At 28.2% G+C, this 24,619-nt stretch carries 23 protein-coding genes and 1 pseudogene; 10 read left to right on the plus strand and 14 right to left on the minus strand.

Translation table 11 applies throughout. The features are described 5' to 3' along the window. Positions 1 to 5: 5 nt before the first annotated feature. Positions 6 to 293, minus strand: a complete 288-nt coding sequence (locus tag PG913_RS10820) for a hypothetical protein (RefSeq protein ID WP_271230715.1) — start codon at positions 291 to 293, stop codon at positions 6 to 8. After that, positions 281 to 1,051, minus strand: coding sequence for a 5'/3'-nucleotidase SurE (gene surE / locus PG913_RS10825; RefSeq protein ID WP_271230716.1), 771 nt, complete (start codon positions 1,049 to 1,051; stop codon positions 281 to 283). Before surE ends, PG913_RS10820 begins: the two co-directional genes overlap by 13 nt. A 377-nt stretch (positions 1,052 to 1,428) precedes the next feature. Here surE and PG913_RS10830 point away from each other — a divergent pair, with 377 nt between their 5' ends. After that, the gene (locus tag PG913_RS10830) at positions 1,429 to 3,549 is read left to right on the plus strand and encodes a carboxy terminal-processing peptidase (protein ID WP_271230717.1); all 2,121 of its coding nucleotides are present in this window, start codon (positions 1,429 to 1,431) and stop codon (positions 3,547 to 3,549) included. A 47-nt stretch (positions 3,550 to 3,596) separates the two neighbouring features. Here PG913_RS10830 and PG913_RS10835 read toward each other — a convergent pair whose 3' ends face one another. Beyond that, positions 3,597 to 4,391 carry a DUF2797 domain-containing protein gene (locus PG913_RS10835; RefSeq protein WP_271230718.1) on the minus strand — a complete coding sequence of 265 codons (795 nt, stop codon included), beginning with the start codon at positions 4,389 to 4,391 and terminating at the stop codon, positions 3,597 to 3,599. 66 nt (positions 4,392 to 4,457) lie between these two features. On the opposite strand from PG913_RS10835, the gene PG913_RS10840 reads away from it, so the two are divergent. Further along, the gene (locus PG913_RS10840; protein ID WP_271230719.1) at positions 4,458 to 5,960 is read left to right on the plus strand and encodes a GH3 auxin-responsive promoter family protein; all 1,503 of its coding nucleotides are present in this window, start codon (positions 4,458 to 4,460) and stop codon (positions 5,958 to 5,960) included. Here the strand turns inward: PG913_RS10840 and PG913_RS13025 are convergent. Continuing rightward, positions 5,955 to 6,131, minus strand: a complete 177-nt coding sequence (locus tag PG913_RS13025) for an energy transducer TonB (RefSeq protein WP_408648508.1) — start codon at positions 6,129 to 6,131, stop codon at positions 5,955 to 5,957. The two genes, PG913_RS10840 and PG913_RS13025, sit on opposite strands and share 6 nt — an antisense overlap. A gap of 167 nt (positions 6,132 to 6,298) precedes the next feature. Between PG913_RS13025 and PG913_RS10845 the strand changes: the two genes are divergently transcribed. Beyond that, complete coding sequence (locus PG913_RS10845; protein WP_271230720.1) at positions 6,299 to 6,721, plus strand: Crp/Fnr family transcriptional regulator; 423 nt, start codon at positions 6,299 to 6,301, stop codon at positions 6,719 to 6,721. A gap of 66 nt (positions 6,722 to 6,787) precedes the next feature. Then, positions 6,788 to 7,330, plus strand: coding sequence for a hypothetical protein (locus tag PG913_RS10850; RefSeq protein WP_271230721.1), 543 nt, complete (start codon positions 6,788 to 6,790; stop codon positions 7,328 to 7,330). A 76-nt stretch (positions 7,331 to 7,406) separates the two neighbouring features. Here the strand turns inward: PG913_RS10850 and PG913_RS10855 are convergent, their stop codons facing one another. The 4 genes from PG913_RS10855 to PG913_RS10870 are packed head-to-tail and all read right to left on the minus strand — an operon-like array spanning position 7,407 to position 9,281. Then, positions 7,407 to 7,613: an energy transducer TonB gene (locus PG913_RS10855; RefSeq protein WP_333780822.1), complete on the minus strand. Its 207-nt coding sequence runs from the start codon at positions 7,611 to 7,613 to the stop codon at positions 7,407 to 7,409. Next, positions 7,520 to 8,533 carry a M56 family metallopeptidase gene (locus PG913_RS10860; protein WP_271230722.1) on the minus strand — a complete coding sequence of 338 codons (1,014 nt, stop codon included), beginning with the start codon at positions 8,531 to 8,533 and terminating at the stop codon, positions 7,520 to 7,522. The genes PG913_RS10855 and PG913_RS10860 overlap by 94 nt, the downstream gene beginning before the upstream one ends. After that, the gene (locus PG913_RS10865) at positions 8,533 to 8,916 is read right to left on the minus strand and encodes a hypothetical protein (RefSeq protein ID WP_271230723.1); all 384 of its coding nucleotides are present in this window, start codon (positions 8,914 to 8,916) and stop codon (positions 8,533 to 8,535) included. The genes PG913_RS10860 and PG913_RS10865 overlap by 1 nt, the downstream gene beginning before the upstream one ends. Continuing rightward, entirely contained in the window at positions 8,913 to 9,281 is a 369-nt protein-coding gene (locus tag PG913_RS10870) for a BlaI/MecI/CopY family transcriptional regulator (RefSeq protein WP_271230724.1), read from the minus strand. Before PG913_RS10870 ends, PG913_RS10865 begins: the two co-directional genes overlap by 4 nt. 594 nt (positions 9,282 to 9,875) lie before the next feature. Here PG913_RS10870 and lysS point away from each other — a divergent pair. The 3 genes and pseudogenes from lysS to PG913_RS10885 all read left to right on the plus strand — a co-directional run bounded on the left by lysS (position 9,876) and on the right by PG913_RS10885 (position 13,744). Next, positions 9,876 to 11,570 (plus strand): lysine--tRNA ligase, encoded by a 1,695-nt coding sequence (gene lysS, locus PG913_RS10875; protein ID WP_271230725.1) that lies wholly within the window; start codon positions 9,876 to 9,878, stop codon positions 11,568 to 11,570. Positions 11,571 to 11,716: 146 nt separating this feature from the next. Then, positions 11,717 to 13,443, plus strand: a pseudogene (locus tag PG913_RS10880) (ComEC/Rec2 family competence protein). Positions 13,444 to 13,522: 79 nt separating this feature from the next. Beyond that, positions 13,523 to 13,744 (plus strand): hypothetical protein, encoded by a 222-nt coding sequence (locus PG913_RS10885; RefSeq protein ID WP_271230726.1) that lies wholly within the window; start codon positions 13,523 to 13,525, stop codon positions 13,742 to 13,744. Positions 13,745 to 13,758: 14 nt separating this feature from the next. On the opposite strand, the gene PG913_RS10890 is transcribed toward PG913_RS10885, so the two are convergent. From PG913_RS10890 to PG913_RS10905, 4 genes are all read right to left on the minus strand, one after another. Then, positions 13,759 to 14,277 carry a thioredoxin family protein gene (locus PG913_RS10890; RefSeq protein WP_271230727.1) on the minus strand — a complete coding sequence of 173 codons (519 nt, stop codon included), beginning with the start codon at positions 14,275 to 14,277 and terminating at the stop codon, positions 13,759 to 13,761. 93 nt (positions 14,278 to 14,370) lie between these two features. After that, positions 14,371 to 15,918, minus strand: coding sequence for a peptide MFS transporter (locus tag PG913_RS10895; protein ID WP_271230728.1), 1,548 nt, complete (start codon positions 15,916 to 15,918; stop codon positions 14,371 to 14,373). Positions 15,919 to 16,000: 82 nt separating this feature from the next. After that, positions 16,001 to 17,554, minus strand: coding sequence for a peptide MFS transporter (locus PG913_RS10900; protein ID WP_271230729.1), 1,554 nt, complete (start codon positions 17,552 to 17,554; stop codon positions 16,001 to 16,003). A 3-nt stretch (positions 17,555 to 17,557) separates the two neighbouring features. Continuing rightward, on the minus strand, positions 17,558 to 19,702 hold the full coding sequence (locus PG913_RS10905; protein ID WP_271230730.1) for a S9 family peptidase: 2,145 nt from the start codon (positions 19,700 to 19,702) through the stop codon (positions 17,558 to 17,560). Between the two features lie 142 nt (positions 19,703 to 19,844). Here PG913_RS10905 and PG913_RS10910 point away from each other — a divergent pair, with 142 nt between their 5' ends. The 3 genes from PG913_RS10910 to PG913_RS10920 are packed head-to-tail and all read left to right on the plus strand — an operon-like array spanning position 19,845 to position 23,319. Next, complete coding sequence (locus PG913_RS10910; protein WP_271230731.1) at positions 19,845 to 21,116, plus strand: hydroxymethylglutaryl-CoA reductase, degradative; 1,272 nt, start codon at positions 19,845 to 19,847, stop codon at positions 21,114 to 21,116. A gap of 4 nt (positions 21,117 to 21,120) precedes the next feature. After that, on the plus strand, positions 21,121 to 22,062 hold the full coding sequence (locus PG913_RS10915) for a GYDIA family GHMP kinase (RefSeq protein WP_271230732.1): 942 nt from the start codon (positions 21,121 to 21,123) through the stop codon (positions 22,060 to 22,062). 48 nt (positions 22,063 to 22,110) lie between these two features. Continuing rightward, a complete protein-coding gene (locus tag PG913_RS10920; protein ID WP_271230733.1) occupies positions 22,111 to 23,319 on the plus strand; it encodes a BaiN/RdsA family NAD(P)/FAD-dependent oxidoreductase in 1,209 nt (402 codons plus the stop codon). An 88-nt stretch (positions 23,320 to 23,407) separates the two neighbouring features. Here PG913_RS10920 and PG913_RS10925 read toward each other — a convergent pair whose 3' ends face one another. Both PG913_RS10925 and PG913_RS10930 read right to left on the minus strand, forming a co-directional pair. Next, positions 23,408 to 23,854: a KTSC domain-containing protein gene (locus PG913_RS10925; protein ID WP_271230734.1), complete on the minus strand. Its 447-nt coding sequence runs from the start codon at positions 23,852 to 23,854 to the stop codon at positions 23,408 to 23,410. Positions 23,855 to 23,984: 130 nt separating this feature from the next. Next, positions 23,985 to 24,605, minus strand: a complete 621-nt coding sequence (locus PG913_RS10930; RefSeq protein ID WP_271230735.1) for a hypothetical protein — start codon at positions 24,603 to 24,605, stop codon at positions 23,985 to 23,987. Between the last annotated feature and the right edge of the window lie 14 nt (positions 24,606 to 24,619).

Raw genomic sequence — 24,619 nt, forward strand, 5'->3', positions numbered from 1 at the left:
GTATTTTATATGAATTTTAAAATAAGTGAAATTACAGCTATGGCAACCGTTGTTATTAAAACACCTCTTGCTCTATAATCTTGCTTCTTTTTTAAAAACACCCAAAAAACAAATAAGTTAGGAAGTGCAGCTAAAGCTAATACAGCTCCTAAAACACCACCTTCAAGCACTTTTTTTAAGGTTTCGGTAATTGTATCATCAGAAATAAATTCTAAATACATAAAAAGACCACAAGCTGTGGCTATTAAAGATACTAAAATTCCGATAAATACTTCTTTATTTATATATCCCATGAGTTTAATTTTTGAATTGCGTGATGTGCTGTCATATCAAACTGAACAGGAACTACTGAAATAAAACCATTTTCTAACGCCCAAATATCGGTATCTTGTCCTTTATCTCTATTGATAAATTCACCTGATAACCAATAATATTCTTTCCCCGTAGGACTTTTACGTTTATCAAAATCTTCTTTCCAATATCCATTTGCTTGACGACAAACACGAATACCTTTAATATCTTTTTCTTTTAACTTCGGAATATTTACATTTAAAACTACGCCATCTGGCAATCCGTTTAGTAATACATTCAATACTATTTTTTCTATAAATTTTTTAGCGGCTCTAAAATCAGCACGCCAATCAAAATCTAATAAAGAAAAACCAATTGCAGGAATTCCTTCGATACCAGCCTCTACAGCAGCACTCATAGTTCCTGAATAAATAACGTTTATCGATGAATTTGCTCCATGATTAATTCCTGAAACACATAAATCGGGTGTGCGATTTAAAATTTCATTTTTAGCCATTTTAACACAATCGGCAGGCGTACCAGAACAACTATATTCTATTTGCGGACCGTCATCAATTGTAATAGGATTACAATGCAATACATTATTTACTGTAATTGCGTGTCCCATACCACTTTGAGGGCTGTCAGGAGCAACAACAACTACATCTCCTATTTTATTCATTATTTCAATAAGCATACGAATACCTGGTGCGGTAATTCCATCATCATTCGTTACCAAGATTAAGGGTCTTTCTTGCATAGTAAGTTTGTTTTACAACAAATGTAACATAAAAAAAGCATTCTTATTTTAACATTTTGTAAAGACAAAACCCTTTATTTTATATGTAAAATTGTAGTAATCAAATAAAAAACAAACTACTATCGTTATTTATTTTTTTAACTATCTTTATTGTTATTATCTTTTCTGATAAAAATCGACTTAAATAAAGCGAAGATTCGTAACTTATATCAAAAAAAGACACTATTTATTTTTTAGACTGATAAAAAAGTATCTATTCTAAAAAATAAATTAGGTATAAAAATTAAAGAAGTAGTTATAAAAAATGCTGAAATTAAAAAATTGGCATTATTTTAGTGATTTAGTAATACAAGCACAACATTAAATTCAGAAGGTACATGAAGAAGAAATTTATCATTCCATTTTTAGCAATTATAATATTATTTTCAAAATCAATTTATTCGAATACGACTTCGGAAAAAGACCCTGAAAAAGATAAAGTAATTGTATATGTTTTAAAAAATATTTTAAGCAGATATCATTATGTTAAAAAAGAATTAAATGATGATTTTTCTGAGCATGTTTACAATAATTTTATTGATGGTTTAGACCCTAATAAAAGATATTTTACTCAAGAAGATTTAAAAGAATTTTCTCAATTTAAATATGAAATAGATGATCAATTAAAAAATACTGAAATTGATTTCTATAAATTAGTTTATAATCGATTTTTAGAAAAATTAAGTGCTGCAAAAAATAATTATCGCACTTTATTAACACAGCCTTTTAATTACAAAAAAAACGAAGAAATTAATGTTGATTACGAAAAAATTCCGTTTGCTGCAAACGAAATCGAATTAGTTGATTATTGGAGAAAACAGTTAAAATTATCAATATTAAGTAGAATTGAAGAAGCTGAAGATGTACAAAACAAAGAAGCTGAAAAAGATAAAAAAACAAAAAAGAAAAAGTTTTCAGAACTAGAAATTGAGGCTAGAAAAGAAGTCTTAAAAAACATGAATGAATTATACGAGCGTATTGATGAACTTGAAAATTCTGATTGGTACTCTACTTTTTTAAATAGTGTTGTTAGTGGTTTTGATCCACATACTACTTATATGTCACCTCGAATAAAATCTCGTTTTGACCAAGAAATGTCTGGTAAATTAGAAGGAATTGGAGCTCGTTTACAAAAAAAAGGAATTTACACACATATTGTTGAACTAATTTCTGGAGGTCCTGCTTGGAAACAAGGTGATTTAGAACCTGAAGATATCATTTTAAAAGTAGCGCAAGGTGATGCAGAACCTTTAGATATTGTTGGTATGCGATTAGATGATGCTATTAAATTTATCAAAGGAAAAAAAGGAACAGAGGTTCGTTTAACTGTTAAGAAAAAAATTGACGGATCTATAAAAATTATTCCAATTATTAGAGATGTTGTTGAATTAGATGAAACATTTGTAAAATCAAGTATTGTTGAAAAAAATGGTGAAAAATATGGACTTATCGACCTACCAAGATTTTATATTGATTTCAATGATTTAAGCCGTAGAGATGCTGCCAAAGATATGGAGCAAGAAATTGAGCGTTTAAAAAGTGAAAACGTAAAAGGTATTATTGTTGATTTACGTGACAACGGTGGAGGCTCTTTAAAAACAGCCATAGAAATTGGTGGACTATTTATTGAAAAAGGTCCTATTGTACAAGTAAAATATAGAGGTGAAGATCCTTTAGTAAAAAATGATACTGATGCTAAAACGCAATGGAATGGTCCTTTAGTAGTAATGGTTAATGAATTTTCAGCTTCAGCTTCTGAAATTTTTGCAGCAGCAATGCAAGATTATAAACGTGGAGTAATTATTGGAGGTAAACAAACCTACGGAAAAGGAACAGTTCAAAATGTAATGCCTATCAATCGTTTTTATGAAAAATATCCTAGTGATTTAGGTGCTTTAAAAATGACTATTCAAAAATTTTATAGAATTAACGGTGGATCAACTCAAATTGAAGGTGTTTATTCTGATATATCATTACCAACTAGATATAGCTATATGAAATTTGGAGAACGTGATTTAGACGGTGCTTTACCTTGGGATAAAGTGCAACAAGCAAAATACGATACAACCAATTCATACAGTAACTTTAGCGATGTAGTATATAATAGTAAACGTCGTGTACTTGAAGATAAGAAATTTAATGAGATTAATAAATATGCCAAATGGTTAAAAAAGAATCAAGAAGAAAGAGTTTATTCTTTAAAATATAGCGCTTTTAAAAAAGAAAGTGAGAAAAAAATAAAAGAAGGATCTCTTTTTAAAGATGTTTTTAAATTCGATTCTAATTTGACTTTTAATTCACCTAAATATGAATTGAATTTATTTGTAAAAGATACTGTTTTAAAAGAAAAACGTGTTGTGTGGCATAAAAATCTAAAAAAAGATATTTATTTAAACGAAGCACTTAATGTTTTAAGTGAATTAAAAATGAATGAAAATTACACTCTTGTAAAGCAATAAAAAACATATAAAAAAAGCAGCCTAAATTGGCTGCTTTTTTTTATTGATTAAGCTATATTTATTTTAATAACTAAACCTTCATTAGAACGAACGTTAAAAACAGTTTCATCTTCAAAAATTAAATACTGTCCTTTTACTCCAACTAAAACACCTGTATAATTTTGCGATTTTACAATATTTAAACTCTTTGGTTTTAATGGATATTTTTCAACAGGAAAATTAATAAGCGTCTCTTTATTATTTTCGATAATATATTGTTGTGCTTCTTCAGGAATAAAATTTCGTAATTTCTCTTTCCATGATATTAAACTTTCATCTTCAATATCATTTTTTAGCATTTTACGCCAATTAGTTTTATCTGCTACAAATTCTTTTAAAGCAATTTCTGTAATTCCTGCTAAATATCTGTTTGGAACTTCAACAACCTCAATAGCTTCGTGTGCTCCTTGGTCAATCCAACGTGTAGGTACTTGTGTTTTTCTGGTAACTCCAACTTTTACATTACTAGAATTTGCTAAATACACAATATGTGGTTTTAATTGTACGCTTTTTTCATACGCCAAATCACGATCTTCTATATCTAAATGCGCTTTACTTAATTCAGGTCGCATAATCCAATCTCCTGCATTTGGAGTTTCAAAAAAACATTTTTTACAAAATCCTTGACGATATACTTCTTTTTCTAAATGACAATTTAAACATTCGTACTTAACAAAGCTTAAGGTTATCTTCTTATTTATCAACTGATTCATATTTAGAAAATCAGTTTTCATATCTAAATAATACTGAACCGTATCTAAATTTTCTGTGGTCATTTTTTTTAAAACTCCTTGGTATTCCATGTCTTAAATTTTATTACATTTAGCTCCACAAACTTACAGTAAAAAAACTGAATTAAGACTCAACCTATGTCGTTTCCATTTATAAATGCTATCATTTCTTGGTTTTTAAAAAAACGTAAACATCAATTAGAATTATTTTTAAAATATCCTATTGATGTACAAAATGAATTACTTCAAAAGCTATTAAATACAGCAAAAGATACGGAGTTTGGGAAGCAATATAATTTTTCATCGATAAAAAATTATGCTGATTTTTCAACAAAAGTACCAATTCAAGAATATGAAAGTATAGAACCACTTATTGAACGTTGTAGAAAAGGCGAACAAAACTTATTTTGGCCTACTCCTATTCGATGGTTTGCAAAAAGTAGCGGAACAACAAATGCTAAAAGTAAATATATACCTGTTAGTGAAGAAGCTATCGAAGATTGTCATTTAAAAGCAGGAAAAGATATGCTGTGTTTGTATGTTTCAAACAATGAGAATTCGAAAATGTTTAAAGGAAAAGGCTTAAAATTAGGCGGTAGTACGGCTATTTATGAAAATAATAATTCTTCTTTTGGTGATTTATCAGCAATTTTAACTAAAAACTTACCTTTTTGGGCAGATTTTAGCTCTGCTCCTAGCCACGAAATTTCTTTAATGGCAGAATGGGAAACCAAAATGGAAGCTATTATTGATGAAACTATTAATGAAAACATCACTAGTTTATTTGGCGTTCCTAGTTGGATGCTAGTGCTTTTAAACAGAGTTTTAGAAAAAACTGGAAAAGATAATATCTTAGAAGTTTGGCCTAATTTAGAAGTTTATTTTCATGGTGGCGTAAATTTTAGTCCTTATCGAGAACAATACAAAAAACTAATTCCGAAAAAAGACTTTAAATACTATGAAACTTATAACGCTTCGGAAGGTTTTTTTGCTATTCAAGATGTCAATAATTCGGAAGAATTACTGTTAATGTTAGATTATGGTATTTTTTATGAGTTTATCCCTATGGATAAATATGATGGTGAAAACTCACCTACAATTCCGCTTTCAGAAGTAAAAAAAGATATTAGTTATGCTGTTGTAATTACTACCAACGGAGGCTTATGGCGTTATTTAATTGGTGATACTATTCGATTTACATCAACAGATCCATATCGTATAAAAATTACAGGACGCACCAAACATCATATTAATGTTTTTGGTGAAGAATTAATTATTGAAAATGCTGAAAAAGCTTTAAAATCGGCAAGTAAAAAAACAAATGCAAGTATTAAAGATTATACTGTTGGACCTATTTTTATGAATGATAATAAAAGTGGTGGACACGAATGGATTATCGAATTTAGTAAAGCCCCCGAAAACATGGCATATTTTACCGAATTATTAGACAATGCATTAAAAGCAATTAATTCTGATTACGAAGCAAAACGTTATAAAAACATGACCTTAGGAATACCAATTGTGCATCAAGCTCGTGAAAATTTATTTTACGATTGGTTAAGAGAAAAAGGAAAATTAGGTGGTCAGCATAAAGTACCAAGATTGTCTAATTCTCGTTGGTTTTTAGAGGAACTACTATAGTTTAAAATCTATTGGCATAGTATAAACAACCCCAACATTATGACCATTTTCTTTTCCTGGTAAAAAATCAGGAAACAATAATACAATACGTTTTACTTCATCTTCTAAATCACTTTTATCGCCTGAACTAAATGTTTCTACTCTATCTACCTTACCATATTTAGTAATTATACTTTAGAAAAGTAACACCTTATTTAAAAATATGAGTTTTTTAGAACAAAATGCCTCTTTATTATTAGAAAATCCTGAACTAGCTACTGCTTTTGAAGAAATAATGACTTTTAAAAAGTATCCAAAAAATCATATTTTACATTGAATCAGGAAAGGTTTGTAATCATATGTATATAATTACTACAGGTATCGCTCGAATATTTTATTATAAAGAAGATAAAGATATTACAGTTCATATTTCGGCAGAACAAGAAAGTATTACAACTATAGATAGTTTTATTCAACGTAAAAAAAGCAAATACAATATTGAAGCTTTAGAAGAATTAGAAGTCTTGGAAATAACACATGCTGATTTAGAAAACTTATTTGAATCAAATCCAAAATTTGAGCGTTTTGGCAGATTGTTTTTACAGCAAATTTATATTGATCTTGTTGAAAGAATTGATGACCTACAACTACATACAACTCAAGAACGTTATGACATTTTATTAAACAAAAAACCACATCTTTTTAAAAGAGTTTCAGCAAAACATATTGCTTCTTTTTTAGGAATGACTCCTGAAACGTTTAGTAGAATTAGAGCAAAATAGTTTTCTTGATAATTGTCAAGAATAATTAAAACACTATAAAATATCTTTGTCATATAATCTACAATTATGATAATAGCAGATGCTTTACAGCAGTTTTATACCGAAAATAACTTTGATAAAGATGGCGGAGAAAATGCAAAAACGTTTGAACTAAAATTTAAACTTTTTACTTTAAAACTTCCAAATTCTCAATTTAGAAAAGATATAATTCATGTTCATGATATTCAACATGTTTTATATAAATGTGACACCACATGGAAAGGAGAAGCTTTTATTGCCGGTTGGGAAATTTCAACTGGATTATGGAAACATTTTCCTATCGGATTTATTAGTTTATGGGCAATGGGATTCTCTTTTTTAAATCATCCAAAAGAAGTTTTTAAAGGATACAAAGCAGGATTAGAAGTAACAGGAATAATTGATTTACAACTTACTAAAAAACAATTATTAGCATTAACAGTAAATCAATTAAAAGATAAAATTCAAAATAAAAAAATTGTTAAAATGAATTTCTTACAAACTATATTTTATGTTTTTTGGATATTTGTCAGTCTTTTTATATTATTATTTCCTATTAGCTTACTTCCATTTTTATTGCTTTTTAATTAAAATATACTTGCTGAAATATTCAAAAGCTGAAGTTCTATACTTCAGCTTTCAATAATTTAAAATGTATTTTTTTATTTTAATCAACATTAAAATTAATTGGCAAAACATAACCTGTTGTAACTATTTCGCCATTCTTTTCTCCTGGTATCATTTTAGGTAATTTTTGTATAACATCTACTCCATGTTCTTTTAATAATTTATGTGGTGCACGTGCTTTAACATCAATAATATTACCTTTTTTATCAATTTTAAACTGAACATAAATTCTTTTTTTCCTGATGATAAACCTAAAGTATTTGCTAATTTAGTATCAAAATTTTCTTTTACAAATTTTGTTATACTTTTACTAAAACACTCTTTATCTCCTTCTGTGCAATTAGGAAATGTTGGCGATTTATCTAAATCTGAAAAAGAAATTTCATCATCATTAATATCTTGTAAATTTTTTAATCTGTCAGAATCATAAAAAATCATTTTTCTATTATTAGTAGTTTCAAAAATTCTCATTTTAATTGGTAAAGAATTATCTTCTAAACTATTTAATAAATCTTGATATTCCTCTTTTTCTTCAGATGTTAATTCTGATACTAAAACTTCTTTGGTATTAGGCATACCATTTCCTGAATAAATATCAAGATATTTACCCTGATAACCACTAGAAGGTACAGCTGTTATTTTACCATTTATAGTTTGATAAACCATTACTGGTTGTTTTACTGATTGTGTAGTTTCTTTCTTTTCAACATTACAAGAAGTATATAAAACCATACTAACTAATAGCGGAATTAAGATTAAATACTTCAATTGTTTTACTTCTGTTGATTTTCCTTTTGTCATCATAATAACTCTTTTTTTGATTAATGATTGTTTATAAAATTGATTGATAAATGAAATGTTATCTACCTGAAATACATCTGATAATAAGTTATTTATATAATTTTCTTTTAATGTATTTTTGCTTAACTCACCATCAGAAATATATTCATGTACTAAGGTTATTCTATTTTGATACACATAAACCATCGGATTAAACCACATAAAAATCCTAAGAAATTCAAAAAACAATAAATCAAGTGTGTGTTTTTGTTTACTATGTACTAATTCGTGTTGAATTATTTTTTCTTGTTTTTCTTCCGAAATTCCATCACCTAAAAATATATAGTTAAAAAATGAAAAAGCTTTTGATTTTTTAGGTAATAACACTAATTTATATAGGTTTTTTTTTCGCTTCCGTATTTAAAAATTAAATGAATTATTCGTTGTAATTTTAAAATAAAGATTATAAAAAACAATAAACATCCAGTAATAAAAAGCACATCTAAATAATTTACAGATTGATAAAATGTTGATTTTTCTATAATATTTTGAGGTGATAAAAATACTTCTGGTAATAAGATAGGATATTCCTGTTTTACCACTTTTTGTATTGTTGGTATTTTTAAAAATGGCAATAAAAATGAAATAACAGCAGTACTTAACAAGTACCATCTATTTTTAACAAAAAAAGTTTCTTTGCTTAAAAACAAATCATAAACAGCCACAAATAATACTTGAAATAAAATTACTTGAATAATATAATTTATCATAGCTTTTTGTTTTTATCAACTTCTTTTAAAATGCTTTCTAATTCTTGAATATCCATTTTATTTTCTTTCATAAAAAAAGATACCATACTTTTAAAAGAGCCTTCAAAATAACCGTTCATTAACTTATGCAAACTATCATTACTATAATCCGATTTTTCTATTAACGGATGATAAATATAACCTCTTCCCTTTTGTTGATGTCCTACAAACTCTTTAACTTCTAAAATTCTGATAATTGTTGATACCGTATTATAAGCTGGTTTTGGTACAGGTAATTCAGCTATAACTTCTTTTACCGAAGCTATTTTTAAACTCCATAATACCTGCATTATTTCCTCCTCTGCTTTTGTTAATTGTTTGCTCATTATTTTACTATTTACTTTTATACACTTCAAATATAACTAAAAAATTAGTTTAAACTAATTATTTAGTTAAAAAATATTTTTTTAGATATAAACGTTATGCTGAATTTATTTCAGCATCGCATAAAACTAAGAACTACGGCAAATCAGGATGTGAAACTGAAATAAATTCAGTTTGACGGATTTGATTTATTAGGGATAATAAATTTTATTAAAAATACTAAATCGAGTAAATATGCCTAGCCCCGATTGAAGCAATTGTTTGAGCTCTTTTTTGTTTTTCTTTTCGAAAAAACAAAAAAAGCGAGTGCGGAAAGCGGGAAATTGCTTCAAAAAAGTTAAAATTTAGCACAAAAAAAAGCGACCCGTCTCAGGGAAGCTTTCCATTGGTTAACAAAACCATGACGCTATTTAAAGCGTCTAACAACACAACTAAATTACTAATTATAAAAATAATCAGCCTGCGAATATACATCTTTTTACGACTTTACCAAACTTTTTTAATTTTTTAACAAAAAAGCTCATTTTGATTATCATTGTTTAATGCTCCAATTGATTGTATATTTGTAGCTTCATTAAAAATAAAAAAAACAACCCATGCAATTATCAGAACAAGAAGTTGTACGTAGAGAAAAATTAGGGAAATTACGTGAATTAGGTATCAACCCATACCCTGCTGATTTATTCCCATTAGATTCTAATTCTAAAGAAATAAAAGAAAACTTCGCGGAAGATAAACAGGTGGTTATTGCTGGTCGTTTAATGGCTATCAATATACAAGGAAAAGCTTCTTTTGCTCAATTACAAGATAGTGAAGGTAGAATTCAACTTTATTTTAATAGAGATGAAATTTGTACTGGAGAAGATAAAACTTTATATAATGATGTTTTTAAAAAATTATTAGATTTAGGTGATTTTATTGGTGTTGAAGGAGAGTTATTCACAACAAAAGTTGGTGAAAAAACAGTAAAAGTAAAATCTTTTAAATTATTGAGTAAAGCCTTAAAACCTTTACCAATGCCTAAAGTAAAAGATGGTGTTACTTATGATGCTTTTACAGATCCTGAGATGCGTTACCGTCAGCGTTATGCTGATTTAGTGGTAAACCCGCATGTAAAAGAAGTTTTTGTAAAACGTACAAAGTTATTTACTGCAATGCGTAACTTCTTTAACGATTCGGGTTATTTTGAAGTTGAAACACCAATTTTACAGCCTATTGCTGGTGGTGCTTCTGCAAGACCTTTTATGACGCATCACAATGCTTTAGATGTGCCTTTATATATGCGTATTGCTAATGAATTATACTTAAAACGTTTAATTGTTGGTGGTTTTGATGGTGTTTATGAGTTTTCTAAAAACTTCAGAAATGAAGGTATGGACAGAACGCATAATCCTGAATTTACAGCAATGGAAATTTATGTAGCTTATAAAGACTACAACTGGATGATGGACTTTACTGAAAAGTTATTAGAACACTGTGCAATTGCCGTAAACGGAACAAGTGAAGCAACTTTTGGTGAACATAAGATTGATTTTAAAGCTCCATACGCAAGAGTTACAATGGCTGATTCTATCAAACATTTTACTGGTTTTGATATTAACGGAAAATCGGAAACTGAACTTTTTGAGGCTGCTAAAGAAATGGGTATCGAAGTTGATGCAACCATGGGTAAAGGAAAATTAATTGATGAAATGTTTGGTGAAAAATGTGAAGGAAACTACATTCAGCCTACTTTTATTACTGATTATCCGAAGGAAATGTCTCCTTTATGTAAAGAACATAGAGATAATCCTGAATTAACAGAGCGTTTTGAATTAATGGTTTGTGGTAAAGAAATTGCAAATGCATATTCTGAATTAAATGACCCGATTGATCAGCGTGAGCGTTTTGAAGCACAATTAAAATTAGCAGAACGTGGTGATGATGAAGCAACTGAATTTATCGATGATGACTTTTTACGTGCTTTAGAATATGGAATGCCTCCTACTTCTGGTTTAGGAATTGGAATGGACAGATTAATTATGTATTTAACGAATAATCCATCTATTCAAGAAGTGTTATTTTTCCCTCAAATGAGACCTGAGAAAAAAGCATCAGCAGTTGAATTAAGCGAAGATGAAAAAGCTGTTTTAGCAATTATTGAAAAATCTGGAAAAATAGATTTGAATAATTTAAAAATACAATCGAGCTTATCTAATAAAAAATGGGATAAAACAATTAAAGGATTAACTAAAAATAAATTAGCTAAAGTTGAAAAAACTGAAGAAGGTTTATTTGTTGAATTAGTATAATTTTTTTCTTACATATAATATAAAAAGCAATCTGAAAAGGTTGCTTTTTTTTATTTGATTATCTATAAAAATGATTTTAAATAATTACAAATCAATAATATAAATTAAACATTCAACTAATTTATTTTTCATAATTTTAAAAAGCTATGAAAAAACTATTACAATACCTTCCCTTTTACTTTCTGATTTGTATAATTATTGGAATTATAATCCAATTTTACACCAATATTTGGCATTATCATTTTAGCTATTTAGCTCTTGTTTTATTGATATCAACAGGGATTTTATTTCTTCTGAAGAAAAAAGTAAAAGCTAAAATTTATTATACCATAATTACAAATTTACTATTTGTTTTTATCGGAATTTCTACCACGTTTATACACAATCCAAAGAATTATGATAATTATTATAAGCGTCATATTACTGATAATTCAAGTATCATAATAAAAATACATAAGGTTTTAAAAACAGGGAATTATAATCATAAATATATTGCTGATGTAATTCAAATTGACACTAAAAAAACAGTTGGAACAATTCTTTTAAATCTTAAAAAAGATAGTATTTCATCACCTTTAAAAGTGGATGATTTAATTTTCACCAAAACTGAATTTAAAAAATTAAAAACACCATTAAATCCGTATCAATTTGATTACAGTAATTATTTATCAAAAAAATATGTATATCAACAAGTTTTTATCAATTCTGATAATTATCAAAAATTAATAAAAAATAACGCTTCAATTTATGGTTTATCTGAAAAAATCAGAAATAAAATTCAAACTTCTTTAAAAGAATATGACTTTACTAAAGATGAATTATCTGTAATTAATGCGCTGTTATTAGGAGAGCGAAAAGATATTTCTAAAAGTCTTATCCAAAGTTATACAAATGCAGGAGCGATACATATTTTGGCTATTTCAGGCTTACATATTGGTATTATACTATTGATGTTAAGTTATTTATTCAAACCTATTGAACATTTCAAAAATGGACTATTAATAAAAAGTTTATTTCTGATTATTTTACTTTGGACGTTTGCTTTTATCGCAGGATTATCGGCTTCAGTAGTTAGAGCTGTTACCATGTTTACGTTTATTGCTATTGGAGACTCTTTCAAAAAAAGAAAATAGTTGAATATTCTTTAATTAGCTCGATGTTTTTTTTATTACTGATAAAGCCTTTATTTTTATTTGATGTTGGTTTTCAGTTGAGTTATATGGCTGTATTCGGAATTATTTGGATACAACCAGTACTTTATAAATTATGGACTCCAAAATTTTGGCTATTGAATAAATTTTGGAGTTTACTAACCGTTTCAATTGCCGCACAAGTAGGAATATTACCAATAAGTTTGTATTATTTTCATCAATTTCCTGGATTATTTTTTATCGCAAACCTTGTAATTATTCCTTTTTTGGGTAGTATTTTAATGGGCGGAATTCTAATAATATTTCTTGCGCTTTTAAAAATACCTTTACAATTTTTATTTGATTTCTACGGATTCATTATTTCATTAATGAATAAAATTGTTGATTGGGTTGCCAAACAAGAAGAGTTTTTATTACAAGAAATACCAATGTCTTTTTATCAAATGATACTTTGGTATCTTGTTGTTATTTTTACATATCAGCTAATTATCAATAAAAAAAATAAGCAACTTATTTTGTTACTTACATCGATAATTATATTACAAGTGACTTTCATTTTTGAAAAGAAAAAACAACAAACAACCCAAGAATTAATTGTTTTTCATAAAAGCAGAAAAAATATAATAGGAATAAGAAATGGAACTAATTTAGATATTTTACACAATTTAGATTCTTCTAAAATTATAACAGAAAGAACAATTAAAAGTTATCGAATACATTGAAAATATAAAAAGTAATTTCTCAAATAAAACACCTGATATTTTTACTTTTACTTCGGATACTATTTTAATTGTAGATAATTTGGGCGTTTATGATATATCGCTTCAAAATCCGATTGTTATTTTACAAAACTCGCCTAAAATTAATCTAGATAGATTAATTAAAAAACTAAATCCGAAGAAAATAATTACTGATGGAAGTAATTACAAAAACTATGTAAATTATTGGAAAACTACTTGTAAAAAACAAAAAACTCCATTTTATGATACTAAAAAAAACGGAGCATTTATCATTAAAAAATAAGTTGTAAAAAAGACTTAAATAGCACTTTTAAATTCCTTTTCAAAAGTTACCCATTCAGTAGTTTTATAAATATCTTTTGTGAAAAAATTAATTATTTTCTCAAAACGTTGTTCACCTAAATAACCAGGAACAGTTTGAATTAATCTTTCTTCTGGGTCAAAAAATGCCGTAGAAGGATAACTCATTTGTCCTTTCATAATTTGTGCTGCTAACTCATGATATTTCATTCTATTTTGCTTTACATATTTATAGGTTTTACCATTAAAACTGATATCATCTTTACCCTCACCGTTCATTTTTACAGCATAATAATTATCATTAATAAACTTAACAATAACATTATTTTTATAAGTTGTTTTATCCATTTTTTTACACCACCCACACCAATCGGTATATAAGTCTACTAAAATAGGTTTTGGATTCTCTTTATTTTTTTCTATTGCTTGCTCAAAAGTTAACCAATTAACTTTTTCTTGTGCTTTTACTCCAACCGAAATAATAGCTAAAACTACTACTAAAATTAATTTTCTCATATATGTTAAGTATCAATAAGTGTACCCAATTTACAAAAAAACCTGTCAATTATAAAAATTGACAGGTTTTTTAAATTTTTTAAATTTTTTATGCTATCTAATTCCGTGCATTAATTTTTTAATTAACGGATTTAAAAATAATAATAACACTCCTACTCCTGCTGGAATAATTGTGAATATTAAGAAGAAATAAGACATTGAATGTTGTTGTACAATTACATCAATATATCCACCTACAAATGCTGCTAAATAATTTCCTGCTGCAATAGCTAAATACCATAAACCGAACATCATTCCAATTTTTTTGGCTGGCACTAATTTAGATACATAAGACAAACCTACTGGAGATAAACATAATTCCCCCATAGTATGTAATAAATACGCTAATACTAACCAAAGTAAACTAACTGAAGCTGTTTTTGCTCCTTGTGGTATACCACTTGATCCGTAAGCTAAAGCTCCAAAACCGATACCTAATAAAATCATTCCTACTGCAAATTTAATAGCTGCTGAAGGATTGAATTTACTTTCCCACCATTTAGAAAATAAAGGTGCTAAACCAATAATAAAAAGTGAGTTTAAAATTAAAAACCATGATGGCTCAATTTCTGCATTTTCTTTTGGAATAATAATACTAAGTTTCCAAAGTGCAATTGCCCAAATACTTAAAAAACTAATACCTAAAGTAATGTTTGATAATGTTATCTTTTTAAAAGTTTGTCCGAATAATTTTAATAATACCCAAGAAATTATTCCTAAAGGAAGAACAGTAACTAATACATCTACAATTTTAAATATTGATGCCGAATTTCCTACTAATTTTAATTGCGTATAATTTTTTGCAAAAATGGTCATAGATCCACTTGCTTGTTCAAAAGCAGCCCAAAAGAAAACTGTTAAAAATGCTAAAATAGCAACAACAATATAACGATCTCTTTGCACATTTGCTGGTATTTTTTCTTCTACTGCTTGAGAGTTTTCAATAGCATCAGATAAATCTACTTTTGAAGTAGGTTCTTTACCAACCTCGCCAAAAATACTTCTACCAAACCAAAATTGTAACATTCCTAAGAACATAAAAACACCTGCTAATCCAAATCCCCAAGAGAAACTTAAATTACTTGCTAAGAATCCACATAAAAGAACTCCTAAAAATCCTCCTGCATTTACTCCCATATAAAAGATCGTAAAAGCTCCATCTTTTCTATCAGGATACTCATTATATAAACCACTTACAATAGAAGTTACATTTGGTTTAAATAAACCATTACCAAGTATTAATAAACCAATACCTAGATATAACATCGTTTCTGTTTCAACAGCCATTGCAGCATGTCCTAAAGTCATTGCGAGTGCTCCAATTGCTACCGCTTTTTGATACCCTAATAATTTATCAGCTAAAAAACCTCCAATAATTGGTGTTAAATATACCGAACTCGTATAAATACCTAATAAACCAATTGCTCTGTTTGTTGTCCATTCCCAACCACCATCAGCAAATGATGAAGTTAAAAATAATACAAAAATGGCGCGCATACCATAGTATGAAAAACGCTCCCACATTTCTGTAAAAAATAATACAAATAATGCAGGCTTATGACCTAGTAGTGTAAAGTCATTCTCTTTAGTTAGTGTACTCATAAAAATGTTTGTTTTATTGATTTTTGAAAAAAAAGCTCTAAATCATATAATATGATTTAGAGCTTTTTAAGAATATATTTTGTTAATCTGCTAACTCGAAACCTTCAGCTTCTTCATTTGAAGTTCCTTGCGTATCTTCAGCACCATGTGTTAATCTTTTCAATGGTTTTAGTAAAGCGATTACTAGTAATCCAAAAACAACTGTAAATATTACAATTCCTGTAAAAATAGTATACTCTCCTAAATGCTCTGAGTTTTCTCCTAAAATACCTGCAACTTTACCTCCAAGCCCCGTAGCAGCAAAATATAATCCCATCATAAGAGATGCATATTTAACAGGAGCTAATTTAGTTACGAATGATAATGATACTGGTGAAGAACATAATTCTCCAATGGTATGAAATAAATAGGCTAATACTAACCATTGCATTCCTGAACTTCCATTAGCTTCGTATTCTCTTACGGCTAATATCATGAAAACAAAACCTAACCCCATAATAATAGTTCCTGTCGCCATTTTAAATAAAGAAGAAGCTTCTTTATTTTTTATTTTTCGCTTCGCCCAAATATTTGCAATCCAAACTGCAAGTAATATAATAAATCCTGCATTTAATCCTTGAAACATTGGTGTAGGAATTAAATATCCGAATAACATTCTATCGGTTTTTGTTTCTGTATAAACACTCATTAATCCTCCTGCTTGTTCAAAAGCTCCCCAGAAAACAATAACTAATAGAAAAGAAAGAAGTAATACTAAAAAACGATCTTTTAATATTTTAGTTTCTAAACTTTTATAAATCATCATCATTAAACCAACAACAAAAGACAAGAAAATAAATAATGTACCATACCCCCAATGATCAACACCTTTAAAAGTAAAACCAGCGTATATTGATAGTGCTAATAATACTACAAAAATAGTTAACTGTACTGGGTTTTTAAAAATGTTCGAAAATATTTTAACTAAAGAAACATCGTTCTTTTTTTCTTCAACTGTAGGTTTATTACCAACATGAATAATATATTTTTGCCCATAAACATATACCGCTAAACCTAATAACATTGCAATTCCTGCTAAACCAAAACCTGCATGCCACCCCCATTTAGCCACTACAACACCAATAATAGATGTGGCTAATAATGACCCTAAATTTATTCCTATATAAAAAATACTAAACCCTTTATCTCTTCGGATATCTCCTTTTTTATAAAGTCCCCCAACCATTGTTGAAATATTTGGTTTTAAACAACCTACTCCTAAAATAATTAAACCTAAACCAGCAAAAAATGCCCATTCTGCTTCTACCGCCAAAATTCCATGCCCTAGAACTAAAATAATAGCACCGAGCATAACGGTTTTTCGTTGTCCTAAAACTTTATCAGCCAAAATTCCTCCAGGAATAGAAATAACATACACTAACATTACATACCAACCGTATAATTGATACGCCTCTAAATTTGTCCATCCCAAACCAGGACCATCTTTATGTGATGCTTCAGCAATCATATAAATAACCAATAAAGCACGCATTCCATAGTAAGAAAAACGCTCCCACATTTCTGTGAAAAACAATACATATAATCCTATTGGATGCCCAAATAATTCTTTTTCGTGTGGCTTTTTTACTTCATTCATTTTTTATAAATTGTTTTTAATAAAATTTGTCATTTTAGTATATAAATGCAAACGAGTATTACCACCGTAAATTCCGTGATCTTTATCTGGATACATTCCCCATTCAAATTGCTTATTAGCTTGAATTAAAGCTTCCGCCATTCTGTACGCATTTTGAACGTGTACATTATCATCACCTGTTCCGTGAATTAATAAATACTTTCCTTTTAATAATTCTGGATAATTTAAAGGAGAATTACTATCATAACCAGTTGGATTTTCTTCAGGAGTACGCATATAACGTTCTGTATAAATAGTATCGTAAAAACGCCAAGTAGTAACTGGTGCTACTGCTATTGCTGTTGCAAAAATATCGTTTCCTTTTAAAATACAGTTTGTACTCATGTGTCCACCAAAAGACCATCCCCAAATACCTACTCTTTTTTCATCAACATAAGGTAATGTTGCTAATTTTTTAGCTACTGCTATTTGATCTTCTGTTTCATATTTTACTAAATTCAAATATGTTACTTTTTTAAAATCTCTACCTTTAAAACCTGTTCCTCTACCATCAACACAAACAACTATATAACCGTTTTGTGCTAACATTTGATGCCAATAATCATTTGCATTATTCCAGCTATTTTTTACACTTTGAGACCCTGGACCAGAATATTGATACATCAATACAGGATATTTTTTATTTGCATCAAAATTAGCAGGTTTAATCGTGTACATATTTAAGTCGTTTCCGTTTACATTAATAGTAGAAAATTCTTTTTTACTTAAATTATATCCAGCTACAACTTGTTTTAAAGCCGCATTATCTTTTATTGTTTTTAATACTTTTCCTGCATCATTTCTTAAAGAATATATATTCGGAGTATTGGCATCAGAAAATGTATTAATAAAGTAATTCATGTTTTTACTAAATGCACCTCTATTAGTTCCTAAAGGATTACTTAATAATTTTTTATTTTCTCCAGTTAAAGAAACACTATAAACACCTCTATTTATCGAACCATTTTCTACAGATTGATAATAAATTGTTTTTTTATCAGAATTAAAACCATAGTAATTTGTTACCTCCCAATTACCTTTTGTTACTTGGTTTATTAATTTTCCTTTTTTATTATAGTGATATATATGATTATATCCATCTTTTTCGCTTGACCAAATGAAGCTATTATCATCTAAAAAAGTTAAATCATCATTAACGGCAACAAATGCCTTATCTTTTTCATTCAATATTAATGAAGTTTCGTATGTTTTAGCATTAACAAAATACATTTTCAAATCATTCTGATGACGATTTAAAGTACGTACGGCTAAAACATTATCATCTTTAGTCCAATTAATTCTTGGAATATATTCGTAATCTCCAAAAATCATTTTTGAAGTTCCATTCGTTGATAAATTATAAATATGTAAGCTAACTTTAGCGTTATCTTCTCCTGCTTTAGGATATTTAAAAACATGTTGTGTTGGGTAAATTCCTTTTCCGTAAATATCCATAGAAAAAGTTTTTACAGCACTTTCATCAAAACGTAAAAAAGCAAGATTGTTACCATTTGCACTCCATTCAAAAGCTTTTACAAAAGCAAATTCCTCTTCGTAAACCCAATCGGTAATACCGTTTATAATTTTATTTTTTTCACCATCATTTGTTACCTGAATAATTGTATTGTCAGAAAAATCTCTAATAAATAAGTTATTCTCTTTTGCAAATGCTACTCTTTTACTATCTGGTGAAAAAGTAGGACGTTGAATGTCTTCTCCAATTAACTTCAATGATTTTGAAGCAATATCATACATATAAAATGTACCTAAAAAAGAATGACGAAATATTTTCTTAAAATTAGTTCCTAAAATTAACTTCGTTTCATCATTATTAAAAGTGTACGATTTAAATATTTTTAATCCGTTTAAATCTGCACCGTTTACAATGGTTTCAACCTTTTCTAAAGTCTTGTAACTGTACTTATTTACTGTTGAAGTTCCATTTTTAGTACTTAACAACGAGTAATAATCACCATTCATTGAGTTCAATGAATTCATATAATCGGCTCTAAATGTGCCATTTCTCCATATATCTTCTAAAGAAATATCTTTTTTTTGTGCTTGTAATAACGTAGATATCCCTAGAAAAAGTATTAATATTTTCTTCATGTTAAATTGTTGTTTATCTGAAAAGTTTGCCAAGTTTACGGAAAAATCAGCAAAAAACGTGTCAAAAAAATCATAAATACTAAATAAGACACCTATTTTAACAGGATTCATTTATCTTTGAAGCACCTAAAATTAATTGAGAATGCCTAAAATTATTGCTGGATTTTCTAAACTTACTAAAGAAGAAAAAATAGCTTGGTTAACTAAAGCTTACTTTAATAATCAACCTGAAATTATACAAACATTAAAACAATATTGGAATGTTGATAGCAAACTACAACAATTACATGATGATTTTATAGAAAATACCATTTCTAACTTTTATATGCCTTACGGAATTGCTCCTAATTTTATCATCAATGGACGTGATTATGTAATCCCAATGGTGGTTGAAGAAAGTTCTGTTGTTGCTGCCGCTTCGTTAGTAGCAAAATATTGGAGTACTCGTGGTGGTTTTAAAACTGAAGTTGTTTCTACCACCAAAATTGGACAAGTACATTTTATGTATGAAGGTAATAAAGAAGATTTAAACACCTATTTTAAGAATCAAAAAGAAAATTTATATACCGCAACAGCTTCCATAACCAAAAACATGGAAAAACGTGGCGGCGGTATTTTAGATATTCAATTGATTGATAAAACAGATAAACTTGCTAATTATTACCAACTTCATGTAACTTTTGAAACAAAAGATAGCATGGGTGCAAATTTTATCAATTCTTGTTTAGAAGCTATTGCAAAAACTTTTAGAAAAGATGATATAGAGATTGTAATGAGTATTTTATCGAATTACGTTCCTGAGTGTTTGGTACGTGCTGAAGTTTCTTGTAAAATTGAAGATTTAGGCGGAGAAAATCCTCAGAAATTTGCTCAAAAATTTGAACAAGCTGTTAAAATTGCTGAAATAGAACCTTACAGAGCCGTTACTCATAATAAAGGAATTATGAATGGTATTGATTCGGTAGTTTTAGCTACAGGAAACGATTTTAGAGCTATTGAAGCTGGTGCACATGCCTATGCTTCAAAAGATGGACAATATCGTAGTTTAACACATTGCGAAACAAAAAACGGAATCTTTAAATTTTGGATTGAAATTCCGCTTACTCTTGGTACTGTTGGTGGTTTAACAGGCTTACATCCAATGGCAAAATTATCGTTAGATATGATGCAAAAACCGTCAGCAAAACAATTAATGGAAATTATTGCAACTGCTGGATTAGCTCAAAATTTTGCCGCTTTACGTGCTTTAACAACCAAAGGAATACAACACGGACACATGAAAATGCACTTGCAAAATATTTTAAATCAGTTAGAAGCAACATCCGAAGAAAAAGAAATTGTTACCACTTATTTTGATAACAAAACTGTTTCTCATAGTGCCGTAGTTGATAAAGTTAACGAATTAAGAAAATAAAATTTTGGATACATTTTACAGCAACGGAAAATTATTATTAACAGGTGAATATCTTGTTTTAGACGGAGCAACATCGTTAGCTGTTCCTACCAAATTTGGGCAAGATTTAACAGTTGAACCCATAAAAGAAGAACAACTTATTTGGGGAAGTTTTACCAATACTGGCGAGTGTTGGTTTGAAGCTAGTTTTGATTTGCCAAAGTTACGCCTAACTTCTGCTACTTTTAATTCTGATAAAGAAGGAAATGCGGAATTTATCGCCGAAACTTTATCGGATATTTTACAGGAAGCTAAAAAATTAAATCCTGATTTTCTAAGCGATAAAAATGCCAATGAAAATGGTTATGTTATAAAAACAAACTTAACTTTTCCTAAAAATTGGGGATTAGGAAGTTCATCAACTTTAATAAATAATATAGCAACTTGGGCAAAAGTAAATCCGTTTATTTTGTTGCAAAATGCCTTTTCAGGAAGTGGTTACGATATTGCTTGTGCAAGTAATAACACACCGATTTTATATCAACTAAATGAAAAAAAACCGATTGTATCAAAAGTAAAATTTAATCCAAATTTTACAGATGAATTATTTTTTATCTATTTAAATCAAAAACAAAATAGCCGAGAAGGAATTACGCAATACAAGGAACACAGAGAAAATGCTAAAAAATTAATTCCTGAAATAAATAACTTAACACAACAATTTTTAAAGGCAGATTCTACTAAAAACATCAATGAAATAATAGTTGAGCACGAACAAATAATCAGTTCAATTATTAAACAAACACCTGTAAAAAAACGACTTTTTCCAGATTATTTTGGAGAAATAAAAAGCTTAGGTGCTTGGGGTGGCGATTTTGTTTTAGCTACAGGAAATGAAAATACAATAAATTATTTTGAAGAAAAAGGATATAACACAATTGTATCTTATCAAAAAATGGTTTTATAAAAGTTTTCAGAAAAATATCAAAATTATTCAAACGGATAAAAATAAATAATGAAAAAAGTAATTATTATAGGTGGTGGTGCTGCAGGACATTTTACAGCAATTAATGCAAAAGAACAAAATTCTGAATTAGATATTACCATTCTTGAAAAAGGAAAAGAAGTTTTACAAAAAGTAAAAATTTCTGGTGGCGGACGCTGTAATGTTACACACGCTTGTTTTGAACCGAAAGAATTAGTGAAATTTTATCCAAGAGGAGAAAAAGAACTTTTAGGTCCTTTTCATCAATTTATGACAGGAGATACTTTTGAGTGGTTTGATGACAGAGGTGTTCCTTTAAAAATTGAAGATGATAATAGAGTTTTCCCTGAAGAAAATACATCGCAAGCAATTATTGATTGTTTTCAAAATTCTATTGATAAATTAGGAATTAAAGTGTTGAAAAATCATGGTGTAAATTCTATTGAAAAAAATAATGAACAATGGATTATCAATACAAAAGAACAACAATTTGAAGCAGATTATTTAGTAATTGCCGCAGGTAGTTCTAAAAAAGTTTGGGATTTATGTAAAACTTTAGAACATACTGTTGTTGAACCTGTTCCTTCATTATTTACTTTTAATATCAAAGATAAAAGAATTATAGATTTAGGCGGAATATCTGTTCCTAATGCTGATGTAAAATTAGTAGGAACAAATTTAGAAAATTCAGGACCTTTATTAATTACACATTGGGGATTAAGTGGACCTGCAATTTTAAAATTATCAGCTTTTGGAGCACGTATTTTAGCTGATAAAAATTATCAATATAATGTTTTAGTAAATTGGTTAGGGCAAGATTTTGATGATACTTTAGACGAATTAACAAGTCTTAAAAGTTCAGAAGCTAGAAAACAAGTGAATTTAAAATCACCTTTTGCTGATATTCCACGTCGTTTATGGGAGCGTTTTGTAAGTGCTGCCGAAATAAAAACTACTCAAAATTGGGGTGATTTAAGCAATAAACAATTGCATAATTTAGCGACACAATTAACCAAAGGATTATTTAACGCAAACGGACGAACAACTTTTAAGGATGAATTTGTAACTGCTGGTGGTGTCGCTTTGAAAGAAATTAACTTTAAACGTTTTGAAAGTAAATTACATAAAAACTTATTTATGGTTGGTGAAGTTTTAAATATTGATGCTGTTACTGGCGGATTTAATTTTCAAAATGCATGGACTGGTGCCTTTATTTGTGCAAAAAGTATTGCTGAATAATTAAAAATATAAACAATAAAAAAGCCTCTTTCAAATAATTGAAAGAGGCTTTTTTTATGTAATTAACAATAATTGTTAATCTAATATTTTAAGCAGTAGCTGTTGCTTTTTTCGATTTTCTGTAAGTAAAAGAATTGAAAATATTTCTTTTCCCGAAGTTATTTATCGATTTTGCATTTACAAATTTGATATAAAGTTTTCTACTTACTCCAAAGTATTCGTATGTATTACCATCAGTAAAAGTAACTTCTAATAACATACTTTTATGTTGATAATCAGCAACTCTAGATTCTGTAATAGTAGCTTTATATGCATCAGCATTAGCTTCTTTAGTTTCAGGAGCAATACTTACTAAAAAGTGATAACCATCAATAATTTTAGTACTTACTTCTTCTGCTTCTAATTTCTTCTCTTCGTCTAGAAATTTATCAGGATGCCACTCTTTTACCAATCCACGGTAAGTGGTTTTTAATTCTTTTAAAACTATAGGGCCTTCTACACTAAAAAGCTTCTTATATTCTTTTATACGTTTCATCTGTATGAAATAATTTAGCCCGCGAAATTACTCAAATTATCTGAATATGAGACACAAAGCTGTTTAAATTTTAAATATTTTATTTTATTTATCAAACATTTTATCTAAATACTTCAAAAACAATTATTAATTAATAACTCATAACAGTACCGTAATACAATAATTGAAATGTTTTTACATCTAAAAGCAAACAATTTAGTGCCATCATAATTCCGTAATTAGAAGTATCTGAAAAATGATATTGAAAATAATCTAATTGATTTTCATCAAAACCATAAAAAACAGCATCTGTTTTAAAATGACCTTTATAAAAATTTTCTAATTGTGATAATTTATGAATATTAGCTTTTACTGCAAGTTCATATAAATTATCTATTTTTAATTTTAGTTTTTTTCCTTTAAAGCTTAAAGTGTGATTATCTGTAAAGAGTTCTTTTTGATAAACACCATCTTTTAACATATCATATAAAATCTGCTCGGTATTAATTTCTTTTTGCAGTGTTTCTATATATTTTGATAAATCATTAGACAGCCAATTAATTCCTGCAATTTTCATTTTTGTATTTTGAAACATCAATGGTTTTTCTTCTGATTGTTTCTCAAAAAAAGCAGTTCGACCTATAATAAGTTCGTTATTTATTCGAATAGCATTTGTTATTGATTTATGAGCTGAATAAGTAGTTAACTTATGCTGTGTAAATCCATTAAAAGCTAAAAAAAGCATGTAAATCAATAAAAAACGAACCTTCATAAATCTAATTTTAC

The sequence above is a fragment of the Tenacibaculum pacificus genome (genome assembly GCF_027941775.1).
GTDB classification, from domain to species: Bacteria; Bacteroidota; Bacteroidia; order Flavobacteriales; family Flavobacteriaceae; genus Polaribacter; species Polaribacter pacificus_A.